The 22795-nt window shown below is 64.5% G+C and carries 17 protein-coding genes; 8 read left to right on the forward strand and 9 right to left on the reverse strand.

Going from position 1 to position 22795, the window contains the following annotated elements; genetic code table 11:
- Positions 1-18: 18 nt before the first annotated feature.
- From ACIPK7_RS24295 to ACIPK7_RS24325, 7 genes are all read right to left on the reverse strand, one after another.
- On the reverse strand, positions 19-831 hold the full coding sequence (locus ACIPK7_RS24295) for a crotonase/enoyl-CoA hydratase family protein (protein WP_192433636.1): 813 nt from the start codon (positions 829-831) through the stop codon (positions 19-21).
- A 238-nt stretch (positions 832-1069) separates the two neighbouring features.
- Positions 1070-2413, reverse strand: a complete 1344-nt coding sequence (locus ACIPK7_RS24300; protein WP_192433638.1) for an amino acid permease — start codon at positions 2411-2413, stop codon at positions 1070-1072.
- Positions 2414-2604: 191 nt separating this feature from the next.
- A complete protein-coding gene (locus tag ACIPK7_RS24305) occupies positions 2605-4791 on the reverse strand; it encodes a putative bifunctional diguanylate cyclase/phosphodiesterase (RefSeq protein ID WP_401090710.1) in 2187 nt (728 codons plus the stop codon).
- Between the two features lie 106 nt (positions 4792-4897).
- Positions 4898-7150 carry an Orn/Lys/Arg decarboxylase N-terminal domain-containing protein gene (locus tag ACIPK7_RS24310; protein WP_401090712.1) on the reverse strand — a complete coding sequence of 751 codons (2253 nt, stop codon included), beginning with the start codon at positions 7148-7150 and terminating at the stop codon, positions 4898-4900.
- A gap of 192 nt (positions 7151-7342) precedes the next feature.
- Positions 7343-8080, reverse strand: coding sequence for a DNA polymerase III subunit epsilon (gene dnaQ / locus ACIPK7_RS24315; protein ID WP_401090714.1), 738 nt, complete (start codon positions 8078-8080; stop codon positions 7343-7345).
- A gap of 72 nt (positions 8081-8152) precedes the next feature.
- Positions 8153-8596 (reverse strand): ribonuclease HI, encoded by a 444-nt coding sequence (gene rnhA / locus ACIPK7_RS24320; protein ID WP_192433647.1) that lies wholly within the window; start codon positions 8594-8596, stop codon positions 8153-8155.
- 11 nt (positions 8597-8607) lie between these two features.
- A complete protein-coding gene (locus tag ACIPK7_RS24325) occupies positions 8608-9363 on the reverse strand; it encodes a class I SAM-dependent methyltransferase (protein WP_401090814.1) in 756 nt (251 codons plus the stop codon).
- 89 nt (positions 9364-9452) lie between these two features.
- On the opposite strand from ACIPK7_RS24325, the gene gloB reads away from it, so the two are divergent.
- From gloB to fabI, 8 genes are all read left to right on the forward strand, one after another.
- Positions 9453-10247, forward strand: a complete 795-nt coding sequence (gene gloB / locus ACIPK7_RS24330; RefSeq protein WP_192433649.1) for a hydroxyacylglutathione hydrolase — start codon at positions 9453-9455, stop codon at positions 10245-10247.
- A 79-nt stretch (positions 10248-10326) separates the two neighbouring features.
- Positions 10327-11937 carry a LysM peptidoglycan-binding domain-containing protein gene (locus ACIPK7_RS24335; RefSeq protein ID WP_401090716.1) on the forward strand — a complete coding sequence of 537 codons (1611 nt, stop codon included), beginning with the start codon at positions 10327-10329 and terminating at the stop codon, positions 11935-11937.
- 116 nt (positions 11938-12053) lie between these two features.
- On the forward strand, positions 12054-13883 hold the full coding sequence (locus ACIPK7_RS24340) for an extracellular solute-binding protein (protein ID WP_401090718.1): 1830 nt from the start codon (positions 12054-12056) through the stop codon (positions 13881-13883).
- Complete coding sequence (locus ACIPK7_RS24345; RefSeq protein WP_401090720.1) at positions 13880-15745, forward strand: extracellular solute-binding protein; 1866 nt, start codon at positions 13880-13882, stop codon at positions 15743-15745. The genes ACIPK7_RS24340 and ACIPK7_RS24345 overlap by 4 nt, the downstream gene beginning before the upstream one ends.
- Positions 15745-16827, forward strand: coding sequence for a microcin C ABC transporter permease YejB (locus ACIPK7_RS24350; protein ID WP_081516482.1), 1083 nt, complete (start codon positions 15745-15747; stop codon positions 16825-16827). The genes ACIPK7_RS24345 and ACIPK7_RS24350 overlap by 1 nt, the downstream gene beginning before the upstream one ends.
- Positions 16828-16831: 4 nt before the next feature.
- Positions 16832-17851 (forward strand): ABC transporter permease, encoded by a 1020-nt coding sequence (locus ACIPK7_RS24355; protein WP_192433675.1) that lies wholly within the window; start codon positions 16832-16834, stop codon positions 17849-17851.
- A 1-nt stretch (position 17852) separates the two neighbouring features.
- Complete coding sequence (locus ACIPK7_RS24360) at positions 17853-19463, forward strand: ABC transporter ATP-binding protein (RefSeq protein WP_401090722.1); 1611 nt, start codon at positions 17853-17855, stop codon at positions 19461-19463.
- A 27-nt stretch (positions 19464-19490) separates the two neighbouring features.
- Positions 19491-20288 carry an enoyl-ACP reductase FabI gene (gene fabI / locus ACIPK7_RS24365; protein ID WP_401090724.1) on the forward strand — a complete coding sequence of 266 codons (798 nt, stop codon included), beginning with the start codon at positions 19491-19493 and terminating at the stop codon, positions 20286-20288.
- 87 nt (positions 20289-20375) lie between these two features.
- Here fabI and ACIPK7_RS24370 read toward each other — a convergent pair whose 3' ends face one another.
- Positions 20376-22265 carry a SurA N-terminal domain-containing protein gene (locus ACIPK7_RS24370; RefSeq protein WP_401090725.1) on the reverse strand — a complete coding sequence of 630 codons (1890 nt, stop codon included), beginning with the start codon at positions 22263-22265 and terminating at the stop codon, positions 20376-20378.
- Positions 22266-22492: 227 nt separating this feature from the next.
- Positions 22493-22765 carry a nucleoid-associated protein HU-beta gene (gene hupB / locus ACIPK7_RS24375; RefSeq protein ID WP_003087931.1) on the reverse strand — a complete coding sequence of 91 codons (273 nt, stop codon included), beginning with the start codon at positions 22763-22765 and terminating at the stop codon, positions 22493-22495.
- Positions 22766-22795 lie beyond the last annotated feature (30 nt).

Raw genomic sequence — 22795 nt, forward strand, 5'->3', positions numbered from 1 at the left:
GAGAAGAGTGGACGGACATCAATCGGCGAACTCGGGGGTCTTCTTGCTCATGTGCGCCATCATGGCGGCCTGCAGGTCAGCGGACTGCAGCATCGCGGCGTTCCAGGTGGCGATGTATTCGAGGCCATCCTCGACGCGGTGGTCGCGGGCATAGCCGATCATTTCCTTGGTGCCGCGGATCGCGATCGGCGATTTGGCGGCGATCTGCCGGGCCAGCTCCATCACGCCGTCCTGCAGCGCGGAATGGTCGGCGTACACGCTGTTGACCAGGCCAATGCGCTGCGCTTCCTCGGCGCTGACGTTGCGCCCGGTGTAGGCCAGCTCCCGCATGATGCCATCGCCGATCAGCCTCGGCAGGCGTTGCAGGGTGCCGACATCGGCCGCCATGCCCATGTCGATTTCCTTGATGGAGAACTGCGCGTCCGCGCTGCAGTAGCGCATGTCGCAAGCGGAGATCAGGTCGATGCCGCCGCCGATGCAGTAGCCCTGGACCGCCGCGAGGACTGGCTTGCTGCACTTGTCCACGGCATTGAAGGAGCCCTGCAGTTGCAGGATGGTCTTGCGCAGGGCGCGGGCGTTGCGGCCGACGTCCTTGCCCAGGTGGCTGGCGGCCTGGGCCAGCAGGGCAAGGTCGATACCGGCGGAGAAGTGCTTGCCGGCGCCGCTGAGGACGACGACGCGGACTTCATCCGTTTCATCGGCCCACTGGAAGATATCGATGATTTCCTTCCAGAAATCGGCGTTCATCGCGTTGAGTTTTTCCGGGCGGTTGATCTGCACATGGGCGATCTTGTCCGCCAGTTCAACGCGGAAGGCTTTGTATTCGGTCACGGGAGATGTCCTCGGGAATGCCCTGCTTCTCGTCTGGGTGCGGCGCGCTGCCGCTGGAGCCCGGGCCGACAGTTCTTATGGGTGCTGGATACAGATTTTTGGCATCGCGCCACTATAACAAGGCAAGACTAAAAGTCGATGCCGCGGTCTGTGACACAGGCCACGGCATCGGTCGTGAATCCGCTCGCCATTCGCTCAGCAACTGCTTGATCTGGCAGGAAGGCGGTCGCCGCGGCAATCAGTCGCCAGCGGCCATCGGCAGCCCCTGTGCGCGGTTGCGGTACTGGCGCCAGGTGTACATCGGGATGCCCGCCATGAACACCAGGAAGCCCCAGAAGATCGCCTGCTGACCCGTGCCATAGAGCGCCCACAGCGAGTAGAGGAAGCCCAGGCAACCAATCGCCAGCACCTGCGGACGCGAGCGCGGAGAGAAGGACTCGGGCTTCACCGCCAGCATCTGGATCAACGCGGCAGTGCAGAAGGCATAGGGCACGACGCCGGTCATGGTGCCGAGCAGGATGATGACGTTAAACACCTCCACCAGCTCGCCATGACCATCGACCATCACCAGCGCGGTGACCAGCAACCCTGATGACAGAAGGCCGTTGGCCGGCGCACCGTTCTTGTTGAGCTTGCCCAGGGACTCGGGGAACAGCCCGTCGCGGGCCGGCGCCACCGGAATCTGGCCCTGCAGCAGCACCCAGCCGTTGAGCGCGCCCAGGCAGGCGATCACCGCGCCGCCAGCCACCAGGTAATAGCCCCAGGTGCCCAGCAGGATGCGCGCGGCATCGGCGAACGGCGAGGTGGACTTGGCCAGCACATCCGGTGGCATCAGGCCCTGCACGGCCGTGATCGACAGGATGTACACCGCAGCGGCGGCCAGGGTGCCGAACAGCGTGGCGCGGGGGATGGTCTTCTTCGGGTCGCGCACATCGTCCGCCGGCACGGTGGCCGACTCCAGGCCGATAAACGACCAGAGCGTCAACGCCGCCGTGGTGGCGATCGCCTGGGCGTAGCCCATGTTCGGCAGCTCGCTGGGCGCCGGGATAGTCAGGTAGTCGGGGTTGAAGTGGAACCAGCCGAGGATGCCCACCAGCAGCAGCGGGATCAGCTTGAGCGCGGTCAGGCAGTTCTGCACGACAGCGAAGGCAGTGATGCCGCGCAGGTTGATCAGGGTGCACAGCCAGATGGCGCCGATGGCTGTGGCGACCATCAACAGTGGGTCGGCCAGCGCCGGGATGAACACCCGCAGGTAGCCCACCAGCGTGACGGCGATGGCTGCGTTGCCGATCCACGCAGCCTTCCAGTACGTCCAGGCACAGAGATAGCCGGCAAAGCTGCCGAAACCGTCGCGGGTATAGGCGTAAGGCCCGCCAGCGCCAGGATTGAGCCGCGCCAGCCGAGCGAAAGTGAAGGCCAGGATCACCGCCCCGGTACTCGACACCAGCCAGCCGAATAGGCTGAGCCCACCGAACGCAGCCAGGCTCGACGGCAGCAGAAACACCCCCGACCCCACCATGTTGCCAACCACCAGCGCGGTGCAGCTCCAGAAACCCATGCTGCCCTTTTTCGCTTCCGCCATCTGCGCTCCTTAGAAGCCCGCGATCTGTATTTTCGTGTTATCGCCCCGCCCGTGGAAAAGTCCCAGAGCGGCGATCTGTCCTACAGGGTAGACAGCGCCGGGCAAAGGAGGAAACCGTTTTGCAGGACGAGACCGCCCGTTTCGAGCGATTTCGCCCCGCGCGGTCAATGCCGCTGCAGAAATTCCGCCGCTCAGGCGGAGCCGACCCGCCGCGTGCCGATCTCGTAGAGCTGCTCGAACTGCATCGACGGCATCGGCTTGGCGAACAGGTAGCCCTGCCCTTCGGTGCAGCGTTCGGCGCGCAGGCGGTCGCGCTGGGCGGAGGTTTCGATGCCTTCGGCGATGGTCTCCAGGTCGAAGCTGCGGGCCATGTCGAGGATCGCGCGGATCACCGAGAGGTCCTGCTGGGTCTCCAGCATGCCGATGACGAAGGTGCGGTCGATCTTGATGCGGCTCAGCGGATAGGTCTTGAGCAGGCTGAGGGAGGCGTAGCCGGTGCCGAAGTCGTCGAAAGCGATCCCGACCCCATAGGAGCGCAGGCTCTGCAGGGTACTGAGAACGGTGTCGTCGTGATTGAGCACGATGTTCTCGGTAATCTCCAGCTCCAGCGCCTCCGCCGGCAGGCCGTGCCGTTCCAGCGCCTCCAGCACCTGGGTGACCAGGTTGCCCATGCGGAACTGCGCTCCGAACAGATTCACCCCCATGCGCAGGTCGGGCGCACCGTTGCGCCGCCAGTAGGCAGCCTGGGCGCAGGCCTCATCCAGTATCCAGGCGCCGACGATGGCCGCCAGGGGCCCGCCCTCCAGCGACGGCAGGAAGGCCGCCGGCGACAGCAGGCCGCGCTGTGGATGCTGCCAGCGGATCAGCGCCTCGGCCCCGCGCAGGGAGCCGTCGCGCAGGCTGACCTGGGGCTGGTAGAACAACAGGAACTCGCCGTTGGCGACGGCGCGATGCAACTCCATGCCATACAGGTGCCGCGCCGCCGCTTCCATCTTCAGCGCCGGAAGGAACACGAACGCGTGGCTGCGACCGCTGCTCTTGGCCTTGAACAGCGCCAGGTCGGCGTCACCCACCAGCTCCAGCGCTTCCTGCGCGTGCAGAGGCGCCAGAGCCACGCCGCAACTGGCAGCGACCCGCACCTCATGAGCGTCGATGACGATGGGCTCGGCAATGCTGGCGATCACCGCCTGGGCAAGGCGCATGGCGTGCTCGGGTGAAAGCAGGTTCGGCTCGAGGATGGCGAACTCGTCGCCACCGATGCGCGCAACAGTGGCGCCAGCGCTGGCCAGCCGGGCCAGTCGCGCGGCAACCTGCCGCAGAATGCCGTCGCCGACGGCATGGCCGAGGGAGTCATTGACGTCCTTGAAGCCGTCCAGGTCAATCATCAGCACGGCCGCCGGGCGCGACTGCACCAGGACTTCCTCGGTGCGCCGGTAGAACTGGCCGCGGTTGGCCAGACCGGTGAGCACGTCGACGCTGGCCAACTGACGCAGCGCCTCTTCCTCCAGATGGCGGGCAGTGAGGTCCTTGAGCACCGCTTCGAACTTGAGCTTGCCCCTTTCCGACCAACTGAACAGCGTCAGGCCCAGCGAGAGTTCGGAACCGTCCTTACGCAGGCCGGAGATTTCCCCGGGCACAGCCATGCCGTCGAGGGACGTGGCATCGCTGGCCCCGCTGATCAGGGCGCGGAAGGACTGGCGGCTGCGCTCGGGCAGCAGCAATTCGAAGGACTGACCGCTGCCTTCGATCAAGTCGTAGCCAAACAGGTTGGCCGCCGCCTCGTTCCAGGCGACGATCTCGCCCCAGCAGTCGAACCACACCACGGGCGTTGGCGAAGTGCCTGCGTATTCCTCGAACAGCGGCCGGGTACGCGAGGAGGCCACTTCGATGCGGCGCAATTCGAGCCGGTCCGACGCCATGCGCGCCAGCTCGACCAGGCGCTCGCGGTCCTCGCCGGAAAAGTCTTCGTGGGGCTGGCTGTCGATGATGCACAGCGCGCCCAGCGCCTGTCCCTCGACCGAGAGCAACGGCACGCCCGCGTAGAAGCGCACGCCATTGGGCGCCGTCACCAGCGGGTTGTCGTGGAAGCGCTCATCGCGGCTGGCGTCGCCCACCACCATCACGCCGTCCTGGGCGATGGCATGGGCGCAGAAGGATACGTCGCGCCCCATGTCGACTTCGCCGATGCCAGTGGCGGCGGCGAAGAACACGTGGTCACTGCCGATCATGTTCACCGCTGCGACCGGCATGCCAAACATGCGGACAGCGATCTGCACCACCGGGTCAAGGCTGGGCAGCAGGCTTTCGTCGTCGAATCCGTAATCGGAGAGCGCACTCAGGCGCTCGCTCTCATTCGGCAACGTCACGGGACAGCGCATGGGGGAAACCTCCCTTTTTCCTCAATTTCTCCCTTTACCGATGCGCACAAGGATAGTTCCACTTTTCATACAGTGATGTATGTCGCTGTCGTCAGTAGCCGGACGGTCACTTGCAGCACTCCACGGTGTAGCGCTTCTCGCCGTCTACCTCGCGCACTTGCAGGCCATGGACGTCTGAATCGAAGCCGGGGAAGTTGCGCTCGAAACTCTGCGCGAAGGCCAGGTAATCGAGTATGGAGCGGGTGGATTCGGTGAACCGCTCGCCCGGCATGATCAGCGGAATGCCTGGCGGATAGGGCACCAGCATCACCGCGGCGATGCGCCCTTCCAACCGATCGATGGGCACCGCTTCGACCTCGCCGCGCACCAGTTGCGCGTAAGCGTCCGCCGGGCGCATGGCGATCTCCGGCAGCACCGTGTACATGCGTTTCATCGCCTTGGCGGTGGCGTGGTCGCGGTAGCAGCGGTGCAGCTCGTCGCAGAGGTCGCGCAGGCCCATGCCCGCATAACGCGCGCCGCCGGCCTGGGCGACGCTGGGCAGTGCGTCCGCCAGCGGCTGGTTGGCGTCGTAACTGCGCTTGAACTCCAGCAGCTCAGTGACCAGGGTGCTCCACTTGCCCTTGGTCACCCCCATGGAGAACAGTACGAGGAAGGAGTACAGCCCAGTCTTCTCCACCACCAGCCCGCGTTCCCAGAGGAAGCGGCTGACCACCGCGGCCGGAATTCCGCGCGAATCCAGGCGCCCGCCGGCGGTGAGCCCCGGCGTGGCCAGGGTGACCTTGATCGGATCGAGCAGCACGTAGTCTTCCACTGCATCGCCGAAGCCGTGCCAGTCGGCATTCGGCTCCAGCACCCAGTCGCGGGTCTTCACCTCGTCGGTACCCTCCACGCCCGGCGGCTGCCAGACGCAGAACCACCAGTCGTCCTCGACAAGATTCTGCTGCACGTTGGCCAGGGCGCGGCGGAAGCTCAGGGCCTCGTCGAAGGTCTCCTGAATCAGCGAACGCCCCGCCGGGCCTTCCATCATTGCCGAGGCCACGTCCAGCGAGGCGATGATGCCGTACTGCGGCGAAGTGGAGATGTGCATCATGAAGGCTTCGTTGAAGCGCGCCTGCTCGAAGCGCCGCGCGCCGGCATCCTGCACGTGGATCATCGAGGCCTGGCTGAAAGCCGCGAGCATCTTATGCGTGGAGTGGGTGGTGAACACCAGTGGGCCGCTGTCGTCACGGCTGGTGCCCATGCCGTAGCGTCCGGCGTAGAACTCGTGGAAGGCCGCATAGGCGTACCAGGCTTCGTCGAAATGCAGCACCTCGACGCTGTCGCCCAGGGCCTGCTTGATCATCTGTGCGTTGTAGCAAAGGCCGTCGTAGGTGGAATTGGTCACCACCGCCAGCCGCACCTTGGGCTCGCGGCCGCGCGCCAGCGGGCTGGCCTCGATCTTCGCGGCGATGGATTCACGACTGAATTCGGACAGCGGGATCGGCCCGATGATGCCCAGCTCGTTGCGCTCCGGCGTCAGGTACAGCGGGATGGCGCCAGTCATGATGATCGAATGGAGGATCGACTTGTGGCAGTTTCGATCCACCAGCACCAGGTCGTCGCGGCAGACCATGGAGTGCCAGACGATCTTGTTCGCCGTGGAGGTGCCGTTGATCACGAAGTAGGTGTGATCGGCGCCGAAATTGCGCGCCGCGCGGGCTTCCGCCTCCGCCAGCGGACCGGTGTGATCGAGCAGCGAGCCCAGTTCGGGCACCGAGACGGAGAGATCCGAGCGCAGGGTATTCTCCCCGAAGAACTGGTGGAACGCCTGCCCCACCGGACTCTTGCGATAGGCCACGCCGCCGCCATGGCCGGGCGTGTGCCAGGAATAGTTGGACTGCGCGGTGTGCTCCACCAGCGCGCGGAAGAACGGCGGCAGCAGGCCTTCCAGGTACTTGCGTGCGGCGCGGCTGACCTGGCGGGCGAGGAAGGGCACGGTGTCTTCGAACAGGTAGAGGATGCCACGCAGCTGGTGCAGGTCAGCCATGGACTCAGCCGGCGCGTTCTCGATGGTCATCTGCTCACCGAGGGCGAAGATCGGCAACTTCGGCGCACGCACCCGCGCCATGCGGATCAGTTCCACCACATCCTGCAGAAGACGCTGGTTCTCCCCCGCCCCCTCGGCGGCGACCAGAATGCAGGCGAGACCGTGGTGGGTCGAGGCGACGATGCGCCCCTCGGCGGAGCTGGCGGTGGAAAGGATGCTGAAGCCGTCCTGCTCCAGCTCCCGCGCGATATCCCTCACCCGGTCGCCGGCCACGGTATCGGCCTTGATGTCGCGGTGAACGATGAGAATGGGGAATTTCAAGTCTTTGTACATTGTGAACCCCTGAATGACGTACGACTGCGTCGATCCCTTTCAGAGTATGGACTCACGGAATGTAGGGGAATGTAGCCGGCTGACGGCTGTAATAAAACGTCGCGTGGCTGACAGGCCACAGCGAAGCTGCGCGCTCCTATGAAAAACAAAAAGGCCCCTGTTCAGGGGCCTTTTCTCAGGTAGCGAGGAGGATCACTCCTTCGGGGCTTCCATCTGCGCCCACAGCGACGGACCACCGGCGGACTTCTCGATCACTGCCAGGCGCGCCAGATGCGCCTCGATCTCCGCATCACTCGCACGAATCACACGGGTCAGCCCACGATCTGCCGCCAGGCGACGAATCGCCGAGGCCGTGGCACGACCGCTGCCATCCCCTTCGGCACCATTGCCAGCCAGCGACAGGCTGGTCTGGCCACCGGTCATCGCCAGGTAGACGTCGGCGAGAATCTCGGCATCGAGCAGTGCGCCGTGCAGGTCACGGCCGGAGTTGTCGACGCCATAGCGCTTGCACAGGGCGTCGAGGTTATTGCGCTGGCCCGGATGGCGCTCACGGGCCATCAGCAGAGTGTCGAGAATGCCGCAGTAGTCGGCGACGTCGGCGCGCTCGGTCTGCCCCAGCAGGGCGAACTCGTTGTTGATGAAACCAACGTCGAACGCCGCGTTGTGGATGATCAGCTGGGCGCCCTTGATGAACTCGAAGAAGTCATCCGCCACTTCGCGGAAGCGCGGCATGTCCTTGACGTATTCATTGGTGATGCCGTGGACCGCGATCGCACCTTCGTCGATCTCGCGATCAGGCTGCAGGTAGACATGGAAATGCCGGCCGGTGAGGCGGCGGCCGTCGAGTTCGACGCAACCAATCTCGATGATCCGGTGGCCGTCGGTGACCGGCATACCGGTCGTTTCAGTATCGAGTACGACGCTGCGCATTCTGTGTGAAACCTTCTTGCAATTGATTCGCCCGGATGGCTTCGGGCGACCTTGATTCTGAGAGTCGGACGCTTAGCGCGGCAGTTCGCTCACACCACGGTTGGCGAGCATATCGGCGCGCTCGTTGCCGGGGTGGCCGGTGTGGCCGCGCACCCAGCGCCACTCGACATTATGCCGGTTCACCTGTTCGTCCAGCGCCTGCCACAGGTCGGCATTCTTCACCGGCTGCTTGGCGGCGGTCTTCCAGCCACGCTTCTTCCAGTTGACCATCCACTCGGTAATGCCCTGCATGACGTACTGCGAGTCGGTGACGATGCGCACGTCGCAATGCCGCTTGAGCGCCGCGAGGGCCATGATGGCGGCCATCAGTTCCATGCGGTTGTTGGTGGTTTCGGGCTCGCCGCCCCACAGTTCGCGCTCGGCGCCCTTGTAGAACAGCACGGCGCCCCAGCCACCCGGGCCCGGGTTACCCTTGCAGGCGCCGTCGGTGTAGATCTCGACTTTCTCTTCGCTCATTTGGCTCGCTTTCAGGACTCGGAATCGCGGCGGCTGACCTTGGCCACCGGCAGCGGCACCAGTTGGCCGCGCTGCTCGCGACGGGGCTGACGCAGGGGCCGCAGACCGACCACCAGCTTGCGCGCCACCAATAGATAGAAGCCGGCGCCGGAACCCTGCAGGACGGGGCCCCAGGTCTCCATGCGGGCCAGACGGCCCTGCCATTTCACCGATGCAAGCGGCGGACGATAACACCCGAAGCGGCGTTTCTCCAGCGCGAAGCCCAGCAGATTGAGCCAGTCGCAGACCCGGCTCGGCGCGATACAGCGCGCGCGGCGCAAGGCATCGCGGGCGAAGTAATGGCGGATGCCCCAGGCGCTCCAGGGATTCACCCCGACCACCAGCAGGTGCCCTCCCGGACGCACGCTGCGCGCGGCTTCGCGCAACAGGCGGTGCGGCGACAGGCAGAAATCCAGACCATGCTGCAGCAGCACCACGTCGGCGGCATGCTCGCCCAGCGGCCAGGCCGCCTCGTCGCAGGCGATTTCCACCCCGGGCAAAGGTGGCCCGAGGCGCACGCCGCGCTGGATGTTGCCGACACTGGCCGGCAGCTCGGCATGCGGCCCGTAATGCACCAGATAGCCGCCGAAATAGCGCTCCAGTTCGTCGATCAGCAATTGCTGCTCTTCGGCGAGCATCATTCCGCCGATCGGTCCCGACAGCCAGTGGCGTGCCTGGTCGATCAGTTCGAGCCAGTCGGCATCGGCCTGGGCGAAGGGTTCTTCGATCATCACTACCCCCTGTGGGACAGCGCGACACAAAAGTGTGTATCCGCACTACTATGCGCCAATGCCCACCACTTGGCGACTTTCCACCCATGATACAGATAGATGCTCTGCCCGCCTTTTCTGACAACTACCTCTGGCTGTTGCAGGATGTGACCCGCCGCGAATGTGCCGTAGTCGATCCGGGCGACGCCGCGCCGGTCGAGCAATGGCTGCAGGTCCATCCCGGCTGGAAACTGACCGACATCATCATCACCCACCACCATGCCGACCACGTCGGCGGCGTCGCCCGCCTCAAGGCGGAAACCGGCGCCCGTGTGCTGGGCCCGGCCGGGGAAAAGATTCCGGGACGCGACGTGGCGCTGGAGGGCGGCGACCGGGTCGAAGTGCTCGGCCTGGGCTTCGAAGTCATCCACGTGCCCGGCCATACGTTGGGGCACATCGCCTATTTCCATGCAACGGATAGCCATGGTGACGAACAGCAGCCGCTGCTGTTCTGCGGCGACACGCTGTTCGCCGCCGGTTGCGGCCGCCTGTTCGAAGGCACGCCGGCGCAGATGCATGCATCGCTGAGCCGGCTGGCCGCCCTGCCCGGTCGCACCGCCGTGTACTGCGCCCACGAATACACGCTGAGCAACCTGCGCTTCGCCTGTGCAGTCGAACCGGAGAATCCCGAAGTCCTCGCACGTTTCGAAGAAGTCAGCCGCTGGCGCGAACAAGGGAAGATCAGTCTTCCTTCTTCCATTGCCCTGGAGCGCGCGACGAATCCTTTCCTTCGCGTGTCGGAAACATCCGTTAAGAAAGTCGCCGACGAGCGGAGCGGCCAGCAAATCCGCACGCCGGAAGAGGTCTTTGCGACCATTCGCCGCTGGAAGGACCAGTTCTGAAGGCTGGCGAAATCTTGACCAGGGCCGGCTCGGTTTCTAGAATCGCCGAAATTTTTGCCCCGGACATAGTCATCAGCCAATGCCGCCAAAGACCAGAAAAACCTCCGATCTAGACGCATTGGCACGCGCCATCCGAGTCTCTATTGTCCTCCTCGCGGCGGGCCTGGCGGGCTGCCAGTCGACCCAGCAGACCGCCAGCAACAACCAGGCCCGCAGCGCCTCCCGCGCCGTCGACGTGCAGTTCAACCCCGCCTGGAACCAGGCCCAGAACGATATCTGGGAACGCATGCGCGGCGGCTTCCAACTGCAGGACCAGCTCAATACCAACCCGCGTATCGAGCGTCAGCGCCTGTGGTTCATGAGCAACCAGTCGTTCCTGGAAAACGCCAGCGAGCGCGGCGCGCCGTACATGCACTACGTCGTCGAGCGCCTGGAAGAGCGCGACATGCCGCTGGAACTGGCGCTGTTGCCGATGATCGAGAGCTCGTACAACCCGATGGCCGTGTCGCGCGCCCAGGCCGTGGGCCTGTGGCAGTTCATCCCAAGCACCGGTACGCACTTCAACCTGCGCCAGACCAACTTCTATGACGGCCGCCGCGACATCACCGCGTCGACCAACGCTGCGCTGACCTACCTGAACCGCCTGCACGACATGTTCAACGGCGACTGGCTGCTCGCGCTGGCCGCCTACAACGCCGGCGAAGGTACCGTCAGCCGCGCGATCGAGCGCAACGAGCGCCTCGGCCTGCCCACCGACTACTGGAACCTGCCGCTGCCGCAGGAAACCCAGGACTACGTGCCCAAGCTGCTGGCCCTGTCGCAGCTGGTGAATGCCCCGACCATCTACGGCATCAACCTCAGCCCGATCGCCAACCAGCCTTACTTCACCTCGATCCGCGTCAAGCCGGGCCTGGACCTCTCCCAGGTCGCCGCCGCAGGCGATCTGGACCAGGACGAACTGCAGCAGCTCAACCCCGCCTTCAAACGCGGCGTGACCCTGGATGGCCCGCATCACCTGCTGGTGCCGCTGGCCAAGGCGGATTCGCTCAAGGCCGGCGTCGCCAACCTGGAGCCGGTGCAGGTCAAACCGCTGGTGGCTTCGAACAACGGCCATTACCGCGTGCGCAAAGGCGACAGCCTGCACAGCATCGCCCAGCGTTACCGTCTTAGCGTCGCCGAGCTCAAGGCCGCCAACCGCCTGAGCGCCAACCGCCTGCGCAATGGCCAGACCCTGGTCATCCCCGGACAGCCCGGCCGTCCGACCATCGAGCCGGAGAGCCCGCGCCAACTGGCCCAGGTCGAAAGCTCGAAGACCATCGCCAGCGCCCGTGTAGCTACTCGCAGCTACACCGTGAAGAATGGCGACACCCTGTGGAACATCGCCAAGAAGAATGGCGTCGAGGTTGCGGACCTCAAGCGCTGGAACGGCCTGGACAGCCATGGCGTCAAGCCGGGCCAGACCCTCAAGATGCAAAGCGCCGCCGCCACCCAGCTGGCTTCCAGCAGCAAGAGCAAGGCCGAGCAGGACACCGCAACCTACTACAAGGTCAAGCAGGGCGATTCGATGTACCTGATCGCCAAGCGCTTCAACGTCGAGATGCAGCACATCAAGCGCTGGAACCCGCGCAGCGGCCAGGCCCTGAAGCCGGGCCAGACCATCACGCTGTACCTCGATACCGCCAGCCGCTGAGTTCCACCTTGCGCCGGGGCGCACAGCCCCGGCCGCATGTCTTCTGGCAGCAAGGACAAGCTGCTACTGTACGACGCTAACCTCCTTCAGCCAGCCGGGATCGGATCCTACGCCTGATGCGTCGCTTGTCTCTCCTGCTCCTGGGACTCTTCCTGGGCCACCCTGCCTCCGCCCAGATCACCGAGAGCCACGGCTACGCCCAGTTCGGCGACCTCAAGTACCCGGCCAGCTTCGACCATTTCGACTGGGTAAACCCCAGGGCGCCCAAGGGCGGCCTGCTGCGGCTGATGGGCCTGGGCACCTTCGACACACTCAATCCCTACACCTTCAAGGGCAGTCCGCCGGTCAGCACCGCGGATTTCCCGCAGTACGGCGTCAGCGAGCTGAACGAGCCGCTGATGGTCGGCACCGGCCTATACGACCCGTCCGGCGACGAGCCGGCCTCCAGCTACGGCCTCATCGCGCGCAGCGTGGAATACGCCGAGGACCGCAGTTGGGTGGTGTTCAACCTGCGACCGGAAGCCCGTTTCCACGACGGCAAGCCAATCACCGCCTACGACGTGGCGTTCTCCTATCGCACGCTGCTGCACCACGGCCACCCGATGTACCGCACCAATCTGCAGGAAGTGCAGCGGGTCGATATCCTCTCGCCGCAGAGCATCCGCTTCGTCTTCAAGCGTCACGACAACCCGCTGTTGATCCTGCGCCTGGGCGAGATGCCGGTACTCCCGCAGCATTATTGGAAGGGCCGCGACTTTCAGGCCACCACCTTCGAACCACCGCTAGGCAGCGGGCCGTACAAGATCACCGAGGTGGAGCCGGGACGCCGCCTGGTGTTCGAGCGGGTCAAGGACTGGTGGGGCAAGGATCTGCCAGTGAATCGTGGCAAGTACAACTTTGACCGCGTCGAGGTGGACTTCTACCGTGACGCCGGCATCGCCTTCGAAGCCTTCAAGGCCGGCGAGTTCGACGTCTACATCGAACACCAGGCGAAGAACTGGCGCAGCAACTACCGCTTCCCGGCGGTGCGCCGGGGCGACGTGGTGAAGGCGGAAATCCCCCACCAGATTCCCACCCAGACCCAGGCACTGTTCCTCAATACTCGCCGCGCGACGTTCTCCGACCGCCGCCTGCGCGAGGCTCTGGGGATGATGTTCGACTTCGAATGGACCAACCGCGCGCTGTTCAACGATGCGTACGTGCGCGCCAGCAGCTACTACCCCAACAGCACGCTCGCGGCCACCGGCGTACCTCAGGGCCAGGAGTGGCTGCTGCTCTCGCCGTACCGCTCGCAACTGCCCGAAGCGCTGTTCAAGCGCCCCTTCACCGTGCCGGTGACCAAGGGTGCCGGCATCCCGCGGGAAACCCTGCGCCACGCTTTGGGTCTATTGGGCGAAGCCGGCTGGAAGCTCTCCGGCGACCGCCTGCTGGACGCCAACGGCAAGCAACTGCGCTTCGAGATCCTGTTGGTCAACCCCAGCCTGGAACGCATTCTCCAGCCGTATCGCGAGAACCTCGCCAGCATTGGTATCGATGCGAGCTTGCGCACCGTGGACCGCGCCCAGTACAAACAGCGTCTGGACCAGTTCGACTACGACATGATTCTGATGACCCTGCCCCAGACCCTGAGCCCCGGCCTTGAACAATGGCAGTACTTCCACTCCAGCCAGGTGGCAGTCAAGGGCAGCAAGAACTACGCAGGCATTGCCAACCCCGTGGTGGACGCGATGCTCGAGAAACTGCTTGGCGCCAGCGACCGCGACCAGCAGGAAGCCGCTGCACGCGCCCTGGACCGCGTGCTGCTGTGGCAGCACTACAGCATTCCCAACTGGTACCTGAACAAGCACCGACTGGCGTACCGCAACCGCTTCGCTTTCGTCACCACGCCGCCCTATACGCTGGGCCTGCGAGCCTGGTGGCAAAAAGACCAGGAGAAAACCCTATGAAAAGCCCCCGCCGCGCCGCGCTCTGCGCCGGCCTGTTGCTGGGACTGCTGGGCAGTGCGCAGGCCGCGCCGCAGCACGCCATCACCCTGTATGACGAGGCGCCGAAGTACCCGGCAAACTTCAAGCACTTCGACTTCGTCAATGCCGATGCACCCAAGGGCGGCACGCTGCGCCTCTCCGACTTCGGCGGCTTCGACAGCCTCAATCCCTTTATCGCCAAGGGCAACTCCGCTCCGCAGATCAACCTGATCTACGACACCCTGACCTTCCACTCCCTCGACGAACCCTTCACCGAATACGGCCTGCTCGCCGAGAAGATCGAGAAGGACCCGGAGCACCGCTTCGTCCGCTACTACCTGCGCCCCGAGGCGAAGTTCCAGGACGGCACACCGGTCACCGCCGAAGACGTCGTGTTCACCTTCGAGACGCTGATGAAGGACGGCGACCCGATGTACCGCAACTATTACGCGGATGTCGACAAGGTGGTGGCCGAGGACAAGCTGCGCGTGCGCTTCGACTTCAAGCACGGCGACAACCGCGAGCTGCCGCTCATCCTCGGCCAGCTGTCGATCCTGCCCAAGCACTGGTGGGCCAGCCGCGACTTCAACAAGACCAACATGGAACCGCCACTGGGCAGCGGCCCGTACCGCATCGCCAAGGTCGAGGCGGGCCGTTCGATCCGCTACGAGAAGGTCAAGGACTGGTGGGGAGAGAAACTGCCGGTGAATCGTGGCTTCAACAACTTCGACGCCGTGGTGGTGGAGTCCTACCGCGACCTCACCGTCGCCCTGGAAGCCTTCAAGGCCGGGCAGTTCGACTTCAACGACGAGCGCATCGCGAAAAACTGGGCAACCGCCTACGACTCGCCCGCCGTGCGCGACGGCCGCATCGTCCGCGAGGAGCCGGTGAACGGCAACCCGTGGGGCATGCAGGCGTATGCCTTCAACATCCGCCGCCCGGTGTTCCAGGACCCGCACGTGCGTGAAGCGATCACAAACCTGTTCGACTTCGAGTGGACCAACAAGCAGCTGTTCTTCGGCTCCTATCTGCGCGACGGCAGCTACTTCGAGAACTCCGAGATGGCCGCCAAGGAGCTGCCCGACGCCGAGGAGCTGAAGATTCTCGAGCCGCTGCGCGACAAGCTGCCGCCGGAAGTCTTCACCCGGGTCTACGTGCCGCCCACCAGCGATGGCAGCGGCATCATCCGCGAGCAGAAGCGCAAGGCCTACCAGCTGCTGCTGGATGCCGGCTACAAGATCGAGAACGACAAGATGGTCGGCCCCGACGGCAAGCAGCTGAGCTTCGAGTTCATGCTCGCCCAGGCCGACTTCGAGCGCGTGCTGCTGCCCTTCAAGCGCAACCTCGCGGAGCTGGGCATCGACATGCAGCTGCGCCGCGTCGACGTCTCGCAATACATCAACCGCCTGCGCTCGCGCGACTACGACATGATCGTCAGCAGCTGGCCGCAGTCCAGCTCGCCCGGTAACGAACAGCGTGAGTTCTGGCACTCCAGCAGCGCCGACAAGCCCGGCAGCCGCAACTTCATCGGCCTGCGCGATCCGGGCATCGATGCCCTGGTGGAAGGCCTGATCAACGCCGGCTCCCGCGAAAGCCTGGTGCGCCACGCCCGCGCCCTCGATCGCGCGCTGCTCTGGGGCCACTACGTGGTGCCCAACTGGTACCTGGGCAACTGGCGCATCGCCTACTGGAACCGCATCGCCCACCCGGAAAAACTGCCGCCCTACAGCTACGCGCTGCAGACTTGGTGGCAAGCCCGCGACAAGGCCGTACCGACCAAGACGGATACCAATGCCGCGAGCGAAACGCCGGCAGACGGCGCCGTCGCCCAAGGGACCCACTGATGCTGGCCTACATCCTGCGGCGCCTGCTGCTGATCATCCCCACCCTGTTCGGCATCCTGCTGATCAACTTCATCATCATCCAGGCCGCCCCCGGCGGCCCGGTGGAACAGATGATCGCCAAGCTGGAAGGCTTCGATGCCGCCAGCGGCGGCGCCACCGGGCGCATTTCCGGCGGCGGCGGTGAAGTCGCCTCCGCCGGCACGCACTACCGCGGCGCCCAGGGCCTGGACCCGGAGCTGGTGAAGGAAATCGAGCGCATGTACGGCTTCGACAAGCCGGCACCCGAGCGCTTCTGGATCATGCTCAAGAACTACGTGCACCTGGACTTCGGCCAGAGCTTCTTCCGCGATGCCAAGGTCACCGACCTGATCGTCGAGAAACTCCCCGTGTCCATCTCCCTCGGGTTGTGGAGCACGCTGATCATGTACCTGGTGTCGATCCCGCTGGGCATCGCCAAGGCAGTGCGCCACGGCAGCCACTTCGACGTCTGGACCAGCTCGGCGATCATCGTCGGTTACGCCATCCCCGCCTTCCTCTTCGCCATCCTGCTGGTGGTGCTGTTCGCCGGCGGCAGCTACTGGGACTGGTTCCCCTTGCGCGGGCTGACTTCCAACAACTTCGACGAGCTGACCTGGGGCGGCAAGGTCCGCGACTATTTCTGGCACCTCGCGCTGCCCATCACCGCGCTGGTGATCGGCAACTTCGCCACCATCACCCTGCTGACCAAGAACAGTTTCCTCGACGAGATCGGCAAGCAGTACGTGGTCACCGCCCGCGCCAAGGGCCTGACCGAGCGTCGCGTGCTTTACGGCCACGTATTCCGCAACGCCATGCTGCTGATCATCGCCGGCCTGCCTTCGGCCCTGCTGGGCATCTTCTTCACCGGCTCGCTGCTGATCGAGGTGATCTTCTCCCTCGACGGCCTGGGTCTGCTCAGCTTCGAGGCGGCGCTGAACCGCGACTATCCGGTGGTGTTCGGCACGCTGTTCATCTTCACCCTGTTCGGCCTGATCATGAAGCTGGTCAGCGACGTCCTCTATACGCTGGTCGATCCGCGCATCGACTTCGAGAACCGGGAGTAATCCGATGCGCCTGTCTCCCATCAATCAGCGCCGCTGGGCGCGCTTCAAGGCCAACAAGCGCGGCTGGTGGTCACTCTGGCTGTTCCTCACGCTGTTCATCCTGAGCCTAGGCGCCGAGCTGATCGCCAACGACAAGCCACTGGCGATCCGTTACGACGGCGAGTGGTACTTCCCGGTGGCCAAGCGCTACCCGGAAACTGCCTTCGGCGGCGAGTTCCCCATGGAGGCGAACTACAAGAGCCCGTACATGCGTGAGCAGATCGCGCAGAAGAACGGCTGGATTCTCTGGCCGCCGATCGCCTACAGCTACGACACCATCAACTACGACCTGCGAGTACCGGCTCCCTCAGCGCCCAGCGCGGAGAACTGGCTGGGCACCGACGACCAGGCGCGCGACGTCATGGCGCGAGTAATCTACGGCTTCCGCGTGTCGGTGCTGTTCGCCCTGATCCTCACCGTGCTCAGCTCCATCGTCGGCGTCGCCGTGGGCGCGCTGCAAGGCTTCTACGGCGGCTGGATCGACCTGCTCGGCCAGCGCTTCCTCGAAATCTGGTCGGGCCTGCCGGTGCTCTACCTGCTGATCATCCTCGCCAGCTTCGTACAGCCGGGTTTCTGGTGGCTGCTGGGCATCATGCTGCTGTTTTCCTGGATGAGCCTGGTGGACGTGGTGCGCGCCGAGTTCCTCCGTGGCCGCAACCTCGAGTACGTACGCGCCGCCCGCGCCCTGGGAATGCGCAACGGGGCGATCATGTTCCGCCACATCCTGCCCAACGCGATGATCTCCACCCTGACCTTCATGCCCTTCATCCTCACCGGCGCGATCGGCACCCTGACCTCCCTGGACTTCCTCGGCTTCGGCCTGCCCGCCGGCGCGCCGTCGCTGGGCGAGCTGGTTGCCCAGGGCAAGTCCAACCTGCAGGCGCCCTGGCTGGGCATCACCGCCTTCGTGGTGCTGGCCGTGATGCTGAGCCTGCTGGTGTTCATCGGCGAAGCCGCCCGCGATGCCTTCGACCCGAGGAAGTGACATGAGCCAGAACGAGAACCTCATCGAAGTCCGCGACCTCTCCGTCGACTTCCTCTGCGGCGACGAACAGGTCCGCGCGGTGGAACACATCAGCTTCGACATCCGCAAGGGCGAGACCCTCGCGCTGGTAGGCGAAAGCGGCTCCGGCAAGTCAGTCACCGCGCACTCCATCCTGCGCCTGCTGCCCTACCCCACCGCCAGCCATCCCTCCGGCAGCATCCACTACGCCGGCAAGGACCTGCTCAAGCTGCCCGAGCGCAAGTTGCGCGGCATCCGCGGCAACCGCATCGCCATGGTGTTCCAGGAACCCATGACCTCGCTGAACCCGCTGCACACCATCGAGAAGCAGATCGGCGAAGTGCTCGCACTGCACAAGGGCATGAGCGGCAACCAGGCCCGCGCACGCACGCTGGAGCTGCTCGATCTGGTCGGCATTCCCAACCCCGCCAGCCGACTCAAGGCCTACCCGCACGAACTGTCCGGCGGCCAGCGGCAGCGGGTGATGATCGCCATGGCGCTGGCCTGCGAGCCGGAGCTGCTGATCGCCGACGAACCGACCACGGCGCTGGACGTCACGGTACAGCTGAAAATCCTCGACCTGCTGCGCGACCTGCAACAGCGCCTGGGCATGGCGATGCTGCTGATCACCCACGACCTCAACCTCGTCCGGCGCATCGCCCATCGCGTTTGCGTGATGAAACGCGGCTGCATCGTCGAGCAGGCCGATTGCGATACCCTCTTCGCGGCCCCACAGCACCCCTACACGCGCGAATTGCTCGGTGCCGAGCCCAGTGGCACCCCCGCGCAGAACGAGCCTGGAACGCCGCTGCTGGAGGTCGACGACCTGCGCGTGTGGTTCCCGATCAAGAAAGGCGTCTTCCGCAAGACCGTCGACCACGTCAAGGCGGTCGACGGCATCGACTTCAGCCTGCCACGTGGCCAGACCCTGGGCATTGTCGGCGAAAGCGGCTCGGGCAAGTCGACGCTCGGCCTGGCTATCCTTCGACTGATCAACAGCCAGGGCGGCATCCGTTTCGAGGGCCAGGCCATCGAAGACATGAACCAGGCGGAAGTCAGGCCACTGCGCCGCGAGATGCAGGTAGTCTTCCAGGACCCGTTCGGCAGCCTCAGCCCGCGCATGTCGGTGGGCCAGATCGTGGGTGAAGGTCTGGAGATCCACGGCATGGGCACGCAAGAGGAACGCGAGCAAGCGATCATCGAGGCGCTCAAGGAAGTCGGACTCGACCCGGACACCCGCCACCGCTACCCCCACGAGTTTTCCGGGGGCCAGCGGCAGCGCATCGCCATCGCCCGCGCGTTGGTGCTCAAGCCGGCGCTGATCCTGCTGGACGAACCGACTTCGGCACTGGACCGCACCGTGCAGCGCCAGGTCGTCGAACTGCTGCGCGGACTGCAGGCCAAGTACAACCTGACCTACCTGTTCATCAGCCACGACCTGGCTGTAGTGAAAGCCCTCAGTCACCAGCTGATGGTGATCCGCCACGGCAAGGTGGTCGAACAGGGCATGGCCGAAGACGTCTTTGCCGCGCCACAGCATGCCTACACACAGCAACTACTGGAGGCAGCCTTCTTGGTGCCCACGCAAGGCTGAACCAGCTGCAGACAAGGAAGCAATGACATGGGGTTTCTCGCCGGTAAACGCGTACTGATCGTCGGTGTCGCCAGCAAGCTGTCCATCGCCTCCGGCATCGCCGCGGCGATGCACCGCGAAGGCGCCGAGCTCGCCTTCACCTACCAGAACGACAAGCTCAAGGGCCGCGTCGAGGAGTTCGCCGCCGGCTGGGGCTCCAGCGCCGAGCTGTGCTTCCCCTGCGACGTGGCCAGCGATGCAGACATCGAAGCCGTGTTCGCCGCACTGGCAAAGCAGTGGGACGGCCTGGACTGCATCGTCCACTCGGTGGGGTTCGCACCGGGCGAGCAGCTCGACGGCGACTTCACCGAAGTCACCACCCGCGACGGCTTCCGCATCGCCCACGACATCAGTGCCTACAGCTTCGTCGCCCTGGCCAAGGCCGGCCGCGAACTGATGCAGGGCCGCAACGGCTGCCTGCTGACACTCTCCTACCTGGGCGCCGAGCGCACGATGCCCAACTACAACGTCATGGGCATGGCCAAGGCCAGCCTGGAAGCCGGCGTGCGCTACCTGGCCGCCAGCCTCGGCCCGGAAGGCACCCGCGTCAACGCCATCTCCGCCGGCCCGATCCGCACCCTGGCAGCGTCAGGCATCAAGAGCTTCCGCAAGATGCTCGCCGCCAACGAGCGCCAGACCCCACTGCGGCGCAACGTCACCATCGAGGAGGTCGGCAACGCCGGCGCCTTCCTCTGCTCGGACCTGGCCAGCGGTATCAGCGGCGAAATTCTTTATGTCGATGGCGGCTTCAACACCACGGCGATGGGTCCGCTGAGCGACGATTGAGGCTTTCAACCGGGCAAAGAAAAAGGCCGCATCAGCGGCCTTTTTCTTTCTACTGAAAACCAGGACCGCTTGCGCGGCCCCTGTTTCTTACTTCTTGGCGTCGTCGAACTTCTCGATCTTCGCCTGATCCTGCAGGTAGCGACGGAACGCAGCGAAATCGTCCTGGCCGCTACGCGAGGCAAGGAAGCGCTGGTACATCGCTTTCTCTTCTTCGGTCGGCTTGGCGGTAGGCTCGTTCACACCGCTGAGCTTGACCAGCACGAAGTCGCCGCTCTGCAGTGCGACGCCACCCAGGCTGGGCTTGCCGGCACCTTCCGGACGAGCCATGCGGAACACGCTCTGCAGCACCACCGGGTCGACACCTTCCTGACCACGGGCTGCCGCTTCCACGACTTTCCAGTCCTGACCTTCCTGAGCCTGGGTCAGCGGGATCTTGCCGTCGCGCAGACCAGCCAGCAGCGCTTCGCCACGAGCCTTGGCATCGGTGGCGGCGTGCTCGACCTGCAGACGCTTGAGGATATCGGCACTCACCTGTTCCAGGGTTTCCTTCTCAGGCTTGTGGTGCTCCTTCACGCGCAACACGACCACGGTATCCGGGTCGAGTTCGATGGCGCCGCTATTGGCGCCCTCTTCCAGCACTTCAGCGCTGAAAGCGGTCTGGATGACCTGGCGGTTGGCAGTCACGCCCTCACCACCTTCCTTGCCGAACGGCTTGCTGGTCTGCACCTTCAGACCCAGGTCCTGAGCCGGCTGGCCCAGATCGGAGGCTTCATAGGCGGAGCTTTCCAGCTGCTTGGTCGCATCGACGAAGCGCTGCTCGACCAGTTGGGTCTTGGCTTCGTGCTCCAGCTTGGCCTTGAGGCTGTCGAAGGTCGGAACCTCCGGTGCTTCGACGCCTAGCAGCTTGATCAGGTGCCAGCCGTAGGAGGTCTTCACCGGGGCGGAGACTTCGCCCTTCTTCAGTGCATACAGCGACTCTTCGAAGGCCGGGTCATACACGCCACGACCGGCGAAGCCCAGGTCACCACCGTTGGCGGCGGAACCGGTGTCGTTGGACAGCTCCTTGGCCAGCTTGGCGAAGTCTTCACCCTTGTCCAGGCGTGCTTTGATCTCGTCGATCTTGGCCTTGGCCTGCTGGTCGTTCTGCTTGTCGTTCACCTCGATCAGGATATGCGCGGCGTCGCGCTGCTCGGCCAGACCGGCGATCTCCTTCTGATAGAGGGCATCGAGGTCTTCCTTCTTCACCTCCACCTGGTCGAAGAAGGCGGACTTCTTCAGCTCGACATAATCGATGGTGACCTGCTCGGGCGTCATGAACTCGGAGCTATGAGCGTCGTAGTACGCCTTGATCTCGCTTTCCTCGACCTTGCTCTTGGCCGGGTCGGCCTTGAGGGTCAGGGTGGCGAAGTCGCGGGTCTGCTTCTCCAGGCGAGCGAAGGCATTCAGCTCGTCATCGGTGACGAAGCCGGTACCGGCGATGCCGGCGCGCAGCTGACCGATGAGCATTTCCTCGCCGAACATGCGACGGAACTGCATTCGGTCATAGCCCATCTGGCGAATGACCTGGTCGAAACGCTCGGCACTGAACTTGCCGTCCACCTGGAACTCAGGGGTCGACAGGATCAGTTGATCCAGCGCCTGCTGGGAGAAGGCGAACTTGTCGTTCTGGGCAGCCTGCAGGATCAGCTTGCGCTCGATGAGCGACTTCAGCGCGGAGTCCTTGAGCAGCTTGTCGTCGAGCATGGACGAATCGAAGTCCTTGCCCAGACGCTGCATCAGCTGGCGACGCTGCATGTCCGCAGCCTGCTGCAGTTCCGGCAGACTAATGTCATCACCGTTGACCTGAGCAGCGACGTTCTCGTGATGGGTTGCGCGAATGATCTGATCGAACCCGGTCAAAGCCATGAGGACAACGATCACGCCCAGGATGGTCTTGGTGATCCAGCCTTGGGAATTGTCCCTGATGTTTTGCAGCATGCGGCCCCCGACGCGGCCACGACCCACCGTCAATGGCGGCGCGGCGTGGAAAAAAAGCGGATATAAGAAAGGCGCATCCGAGGATGCGCCTTCTCGTAACTGGTGGAGCTTGCGGGCATTTAGCCCGTGACCCCTGATGATTCCAACCGACCTACGCCAGCCGGGTCATCGCTCCGTGACCGGCCCAACCGAAGTTGAACCGATCCAGGTCAAGTCCAAAAAGACGCTTAGTTGACAGCGTCCTTGAGGGCTTTACCGGCCTTGAAGCCCGGGATCTTAGCAGCAGCGATCTTGATCGGCTTGCCGGTTTGCGGGTTGCGACCGGTGCGAGCAGCGCGCTCTTTGACAGCGAAGGTGCCGAAGCCTACCAGTACGACGGAGTCACCAGCCTTCAGGGCGCCAGTTACAGACTCGATCACCGCGTCCAGAGCGCGACCGGCAACAGCTTTCGGGATATCAGCAGATGCGGCGATAGCATCGATCAGTTCCGACTTGTTCACTCTAAGTCCCCTTATTTCTGTTGAGTATGT

This window comes from Pseudomonas sp. NPDC086581, from assembly GCF_044746165.1.
Taxonomy (GTDB): Bacteria; Pseudomonadota; Gammaproteobacteria; order Pseudomonadales; family Pseudomonadaceae; genus Pseudomonas.

Coding starts and splice junctions, on each gene's coding strand:
- gloB (WP_192433649.1), top strand. CDS start 9,453: ATGATACAGATAGATGCTCTGCCCGCCTTTTCTGACAACTACCTCTGG.
- ACIPK7_RS24335 (WP_401090716.1), top strand. CDS start 10,327: ATGCCGCCAAAGACCAGAAAAACCTCCGATCTAGACGCATTGGCACGC.
- ACIPK7_RS24350 (WP_081516482.1), top strand. CDS start 15,745: ATGCTGGCCTACATCCTGCGGCGCCTGCTGCTGATCATCCCCACCCTG.
- ACIPK7_RS24340 (WP_401090718.1), top strand. CDS start 12,054: ATGCGTCGCTTGTCTCTCCTGCTCCTGGGACTCTTCCTGGGCCACCCT.
- ACIPK7_RS24305 (WP_401090710.1), bottom strand. CDS start 4,791: ATGCGCTGTCCCGTGACGTTGCCGAATGAGAGCGAGCGCCTGAGTGCG.
- rnhA (WP_192433647.1), bottom strand. CDS start 8,596: ATGAGCGAAGAGAAAGTCGAGATCTACACCGACGGCGCCTGCAAGGGT.
- fabI (WP_401090724.1), top strand. CDS start 19,491: ATGGGGTTTCTCGCCGGTAAACGCGTACTGATCGTCGGTGTCGCCAGC.
- ACIPK7_RS24310 (WP_401090712.1), bottom strand. CDS start 7,150: ATGTACAAAGACTTGAAATTCCCCATTCTCATCGTTCACCGCGACATC.
- ACIPK7_RS24360 (WP_401090722.1), top strand. CDS start 17,853: ATGAGCCAGAACGAGAACCTCATCGAAGTCCGCGACCTCTCCGTCGAC.
- ACIPK7_RS24300 (WP_192433638.1), bottom strand. CDS start 2,413: ATGGCGGAAGCGAAAAAGGGCAGCATGGGTTTCTGGAGCTGCACCGCG.
- dnaQ (WP_401090714.1), bottom strand. CDS start 8,080: ATGCGCAGCGTCGTACTCGATACTGAAACGACCGGTATGCCGGTCACC.
- ACIPK7_RS24370 (WP_401090725.1), bottom strand. CDS start 22,265: ATGCTGCAAAACATCAGGGACAATTCCCAAGGCTGGATCACCAAGACC.
- ACIPK7_RS24355 (WP_192433675.1), top strand. CDS start 16,832: ATGCGCCTGTCTCCCATCAATCAGCGCCGCTGGGCGCGCTTCAAGGCC.
- ACIPK7_RS24345 (WP_401090720.1), top strand. CDS start 13,880: ATGAAAAGCCCCCGCCGCGCCGCGCTCTGCGCCGGCCTGTTGCTGGGA.